Origin of the sequence: Mycobacterium sp., from assembly GCF_049802695.1 — a bacterium.
Classification (GTDB): domain Bacteria; phylum Actinomycetota; class Actinomycetes; order Mycobacteriales; family Mycobacteriaceae; genus Mycobacterium.
In genome coordinates this window covers 1-2,713 of sequence record NZ_JBARMY010000356.1, presented here as the reverse complement: position 1 = coordinate 2,713, position 2,713 = coordinate 1, and the positions used below count along the sequence as shown (strand labels likewise).

Genomic DNA, 2,713 nt, shown 5'->3' with positions numbered 1-2,713 from the left:
AACGGCCAGTGCACAGCCCGCGCGCCGTGCAACCGCGAAGTGGTCACGCTATCTGGTAATCCGACAATGGGAAGCGGTCCTGTTCCTTGACGGCGTTTCGCACTGACGTCGGCCGGAAAAGCGGTGCTTCCCCGCTGTGGTTGAACCAATAGGACCGCGAGGTGAGGCAGTTGCCGGCATAGAAGACCGATTTGCCGAGCAGATCGGTCATTCGGTCGAGAAAGCGCGCGTTAGCCGATTCAGTTACCTCGAATGTACGAGCATCACGCCGTTGTAGTTCGCCGAACAGCCGATCCATGTGCCGCATCTGATACTCGACCGTGTTGAACCAGGACAGACCAAGCCACGCGTACGGGCTGGCCAACGTCAGGAAGTTCGGAAAGTAAGGCACCGTGACGCCTTGATACGCCTGGAACCTGGTTTCTCGCCACCACTTGCCGAGGTCCCGGCCCTCCCGGCCAATAACTTCAATCGCCGGCAAGTTGGCGTCCCACACGTCGTACCCGGTCGCCAGGACCAACGTGTCGATGAACCGTTTGGTGCCGTCGCAGGCGACGATGCCGTCAGGCTCAATCCGCTCGATACCGTTGGTCTCCAGGTGCACGTGCGGTTTGGTGAACGCCCGGTAATAGGAGTTCGACATTGTCGGCCGCTTGCAACCGAAGTCGTAATCAGGATTCAGTTTGCGCCCCAGCTCCCTGTTGCGCACCGACAGCAACCGATGAAGTTTGGAAAGATCCGCGGCGGCCTTATTAACTCGCTTGAAATACACGAACTTCCACATCGCGATCACCATCATGAACTCCGTGGCGTTATCCGTGAACCATCGCACGAGGCGCTGGAGAATCGGCACCCTGGCGAAGAGTCGTTGCACCACGGGCGGGAACCCGACATCGAGCTTGGGCATGACCCAGATCGGTGTGCGCTGATAGACGGTCAGTTCCGCGACCTCTTTGGCCAGCTCAGGAATGACCTGCACGCCGGTGGACCCCGTTCCGATGACTGCGATGCGACGTCCGTCGCACGAGTAGCTGTCGTCCCAGTCGGCGGTGTGGAGGATGCGCCCGCTGAACGTTTCGACACCTGGGATGTCCGGAGTTCGCGGTTGACACAGGAAGCCGGTCGCGGCGATCAGAAACTGTGCGCTCAAGGTTTCCCCGCCGGCGAGCGCGATCCGCCAGGCTTGCGCGTCTTCGTCCCACCGGGCGCCTTCGACGGTCGTGTTGAACCTCATGTAGCGGCGCACGTCGTACTTGTCGGCGACATGCTCGGCGTAGCGCTTCAGTTCAGCGCCCGGCGCAAACAGCCGTGACCAGTATGGGTTGGGCTCGAACCAATAGGAGTACGTCGTCGAGGGTATATCGACGGTCAGACCGGGATAGCGGTTGACGTGCCATGTTCCGCCCAGGTCGCTCTCGCGTTCGACAATCACGATGTTGTCGTAGCCCAGCCGGTTGAGTTGGATCGCGGCACCGATGCCGCCAAAACCTGCCCCGACGATGACCACGTCGTAGTGCTGCACGCCCATAAGCAATAGACGGTACCTCACGGTTGATCATCAACGACGGCTCTCTCCGCCGATCAAGCCCCAGGTCAGAGGGATATTCGCTGTACAATGCCATGCGCAGGCGCCGACCGCGGGCGCTGTCAGCCGCTTCGATGTCCAAATAGTAACAAGACCGTTCGATCAGCCGTCGGTGCTATCTGTTTCGCCTTCACCCCGGTAAGGTGCCGTACCGTCTGTGTACATCGGGCGCATCGACGCAGACCACGAGGCGGGGAGGGTTCGGGTGCCGACTTTGTTGGTCGCCGTCTGCTGCGTGCTGGGCGCCCTGCTGCTGGCGACCGGCCTGGTGTTGCTGGCTGTGCTGCGCGTGGTGAAGCGGTGGAAACGCAGCATGAACGTCAGCGATGACGTTCAGTACGTTGAGACGCTCTCAACCCTCTCGGAGGGTTCCGTGCGCCGCCACTTCAATCCGTACACCGACATCGACTGGAAAGCGCCGGAGTTCTCCGTGACGCCGAACGACCCACGGTGGGTATTGTCGGTGACCGATCCGCTCGGACGTCATCCGTGGTACCAGGCGCAACCACTGGAGAAGCAGATCGCGATCGGGATGTGGCGTCAGGCCAACGCCGCGAAGGTTTCTATTCACTTAGAGAACCTTCTGATTCGCGGCCTCATGCAATACGCGTTCTGGTTACCCAACGGATCGCCCGAATACCGCTACTGCCTGCACGAAGCGGTCGAAGAGTGCAACCACACCATGATGTTTCAGGAAGTGGTGAACCGCATTGGGATGGATGTTCCGGGCATGCCGCGTTGGCTGCGCTGGCTGTCGGTGCAGTTCCCGGTGTGGGCCGGGCCGTTGCCGAGCACGTTCTTCTTCGGAGTCCTGGCGGGTGAGATGCCGATCGACCACATACACAAGAACGTGTTGCGCGAGGACGAGTCGGGGCACCCCATCATGCAGAGTGTGATGGCGATCCACGTCGCCGAGGAGGCCCGCCACATCGCATTTGCCTACGAATATCTGCACAAGCGTGTCCCGCGTCTGCTGCGGCGCAGCCGGTTCGTGCTGTCGCTGTACGTGCCGATCATCATGCGGTTGCTGTGCCAGGCAATCGTCGTGCCGAGGCGCAGGTTCTTCAAGGAGTTCGAGATTCCGCGGTCGGTGCGCAAGGAGTTGTTCTTCGACGCACCCGACTCGCG

At 60.9% G+C, this 2,713-nt stretch carries 2 protein-coding genes; one reads left to right on the top strand and one right to left on the bottom strand.

Annotated features, from left to right (window positions below):
• Positions 1 to 43: 43 nt before the first annotated feature.
• Positions 44 to 1,528: a flavin-containing monooxygenase gene (locus WA317_RS14775; protein WP_425173740.1), complete on the bottom strand. Its 1,485-nt coding sequence runs from the start codon at positions 1,526 to 1,528 to the stop codon at positions 44 to 46.
• A gap of 370 nt (positions 1,529 to 1,898) precedes the next feature.
• Between WA317_RS14775 and WA317_RS14770 the strand changes: the two genes are divergently transcribed.
• Positions 1,899 to 2,713 (top strand): AurF N-oxygenase family protein (locus WA317_RS14770; protein WP_425173741.1); only part of this gene is annotated, 815 nt, incomplete at its 3' end.

Coding starts and splice junctions, on each gene's coding strand:
- WA317_RS14775 (WP_425173740.1), bottom strand. CDS start 1,528: ATGGGCGTGCAGCACTACGACGTGGTCATCGTCGGGGCAGGTTTTGGC.